This window comes from Corallococcus sp. CA047B (genome assembly GCF_003612065.1).
Classification (GTDB): Bacteria; Myxococcota; Myxococcia; order Myxococcales; family Myxococcaceae; genus Corallococcus; species Corallococcus praedator.
Genome location: NZ_RAWD01000571.1, coordinates 1 through 2,740, shown reverse-complemented (window position 1 = coordinate 2,740; position 2,740 = coordinate 1). Strand labels below are relative to the sequence as shown.

General features: G+C 70.5%; 2 protein-coding genes. One reads left to right on the top strand and one right to left on the bottom strand.

Going from position 1 to position 2,740, the window contains the following annotated elements; genetic code table 11:
- Positions 1 to 44: 44 nt before the first annotated feature.
- Positions 45 to 1,298, top strand: a complete 1,254-nt coding sequence (locus D7X74_RS41085; protein ID WP_120538359.1) for a glycosyltransferase — start codon at positions 45 to 47, stop codon at positions 1,296 to 1,298.
- A gap of 37 nt (positions 1,299 to 1,335) precedes the next feature.
- Here D7X74_RS41085 and D7X74_RS41080 read toward each other — a convergent pair whose 3' ends face one another.
- Complete coding sequence (locus D7X74_RS41080) at positions 1,336 to 2,691, bottom strand: di-heme oxidoredictase family protein (RefSeq protein WP_370450866.1); 1,356 nt, start codon at positions 2,689 to 2,691, stop codon at positions 1,336 to 1,338.
- Positions 2,692 to 2,740 lie beyond the last annotated feature (49 nt).

Below are 2,740 nucleotides of genomic sequence, written 5' to 3'. Positions count from 1 at the left end.
GGGGGAGGGTGGCACCGGGGGGCGTGCGGACGCAGACAAGGGGCATGAGGAAGAGCCCGAACCATGATCCGCACCCCCTGGTCCAGGTCGAGCACTACGAGCGCTACGTGGGCGCGGAGGTGGTGGAGCGCATCCTGGAGAAGGCCCGGCCGCTGCAGGATCTGCGGGTCGCGCACGTGAACTCCACGTACTACGGCGGCGGGGTGGCGGAGCTCTTGTCACCGCTGACGCTGTTGATGAACAGCGTGGGCATGGTCACGGAGTGGCGCGCCATCCAGGGCCCGCCGGACTTCTTCAACATCACGAAGAAGATGCACAACGCGTTGCAGGGCGCGGACATCCACCTGACGCCGATGAAGGCGAACATCTACGAGGAGGTCGTCTACGAGAACGCGGTGCGCAACCGGTTGGACCACGACCGGGTGATCATCCATGATCCGCAGCCGCTGCCCATCGTGCGGCACAGCCGCAAGCGCGGGCCGTGGATCTGGCGCTGCCACGTGGACCTGTCGCGCCCCAACCCCGCGCTGTGGGCGTACCTGAAGCCCTTCGTGGAGCAGTACGACGCGACGGTGATGAGCATCCCGGAGTACGCGCGCGAGCTGAGCGTGCCGCAGTTGTTCTTCATGCCGGCCATCGACCCGTTCTCCATCAAGAACCGGGAGATGAACGACGCGGAGATGGACGAGCGGCTGGCGCACCACCGCATCCCCACGGACCTGCCGCTGGTGGTGCAGGTCTCGCGCTTCGACCGGTGGAAGGACCCGGAGGGCGTGGTGTCCGCGTGGCGACTGGCGCGCAAGCAGACGCCGTGCACGCTGGTGCTCCTGGGCAACATGGCCGCGGACGACCCGGAGGGGCAGGAGGTGTACTCGGAGGTGATGCGGCACCGCGACGAGCGGCTCATCATCCTGAGCCGCGAGGACACGGCGTTGGTGAACGCGCTCCAGCGCCGCGCGGCCGTGGTGGTGCAGAAGTCGCTGCGCGAGGGCTTCGGGCTCACCGTGGCGGAGGCGATGTGGAAGGGCACGCCCGTCATCGGTGGCGACGTGGGCGGCATCCGCCATCAGATTGAGGACGGGCACAACGGCTTCCTGGTGGACTCGGTGGAGCAGTGCGCCGAGCGCATGGCGCAACTGGTTCGGAGTCCGAAGCTGCGCCACCAGATGGGACAGCACGCGCACGAAACGGTGCGCCGCCGCTTCCTGCTCACCCGCTACCTGGAGCAGTACCTGGACCTCTTCAACGCCTTCGAGACCCGCTATCACCTGCGCCCGCTGCCACACCTGACGACGTGAGGACCGGCGTCGTTCGTCCCTGGTGGACCCCGCTTCCCTAGAGCGAGTCGAGGAACGTGAGCAGCGCCGCGCGTTCCCTGGCGGACATGCGCCGCACGGCTTCGCGTGAGGCGGTGGCTTCGCCGCCGTGCCAGAGGATGGCTTCCAGCACGGAGCGGGCCCGGCCGTCGTGGAGCAGGTGCGTGTGACCGTTCACGGTGGCGGTGAGGCCCAGGCCCCAGAGGGGCGGGGTGCGCCACTCGGTGCCGGTGGCCTGGAAGTCGTCGCGTCCGTCCGCGAGCGCTTCGCCCAGGTCATGAAGCAGCAGGTCCGTGTACGGCCAGATGCGCTGGTGCGACAGCTCCGGGAAGCCGGGCAGCTCGCCGGTGACGGTGGTGGGGCGGTGGCAGCCCGCGCAGCCCGCGCGCAGGAAGGCGGCCTTGCCCGTGCGCACGTCCTCGCGTTCCGCGCCCCGGCGCGCGGGCACGGCGATGAGGTGCGAGTAGTCGGAGAGGGTGGCGAGGTTCGTGGCGTCCACCTCGGGCTCGCCGCCGGTGGCGCCCTCCAGGCAGCGCGTCTGCGCGGAGGTGCACGCGGACTGGGGGAACAGCGGCGAGGTGAGGCCCATGTCTCCCAGCAGCGCGCCCGCCGCCTGATGCTCCAGGTCGGGCTGGTTGGCCTTCCAGCCGAAGCGGCCCAGCACCTCACGGCCCTGCTTCACGCTCCACACGCGGTTGGGGCGGCCCCGGATGCCGTCGCCGTCACGGTCGTCGGGGTCCGCCCACGCGAGCAGGGTCGCGTCCGGAATGGCCGCGAGCAGGCCCAGGCCGACCATGGGTTGGGCGATGCGCGGGGACATGCGGACTTCAGGGGCGAGCGGCCCGTAGCCCAGATCGACCAGTGTGTAGCGTGGGGACTGGAGGCTCACGGAGCTGGCTTCCGTGAGCGTGAGCGCGGGCAGGGATTCGTAGGTGACCTGCACCTGTCCCTCGGCGGGAAGGTCGGCGATGGCGCGGGGCTGGAACTGGTCGCCGTAGGTGGGCTCGGGCAGGGGCGCACCGTGGGAATCGGCGCCGGGTACGGAGAGGCGGATCAGCAGGGGCGCGGGGGCGCGCGCGCTTCCCACGACGGGAGCGCCCCGGCCGTTGCCGACGTGGCAGGCGAGGCAGGAGGTGGCGTGGAAGAGCGGGCCCAGGCCATCGCGGTCGCGCTGGCTGCTCGGTGCGGGAACCCAGTCCACCTCGAAGTTGGCTTCGCCCAGGAGGAAGCGCGATTTGCGCTCCACCGTGATGTTCGCGACGGGTTGCAGGAAGGCTTCGGGGTCGGTGCGCAACACCGTGGTGGCTCCGCCCATCAGCGCTTCGTCCGGTTCGAGGGGCGCGACCTCCAACGGCACTTCGTCCGGCGTCTCGATGGGGGGCTCGTCCGGAGGCGGGGGGACGCCGGACGAAGTGCCGTTGGAG

Excerpts from the sequence above, each read along its gene's own strand:
- D7X74_RS41085 (WP_120538359.1), top strand. The coding sequence starts at position 45 with ATGAGGAAGAGCCCGAACCATGATCCGCACCCCCTGGTCCAGGTCGAG.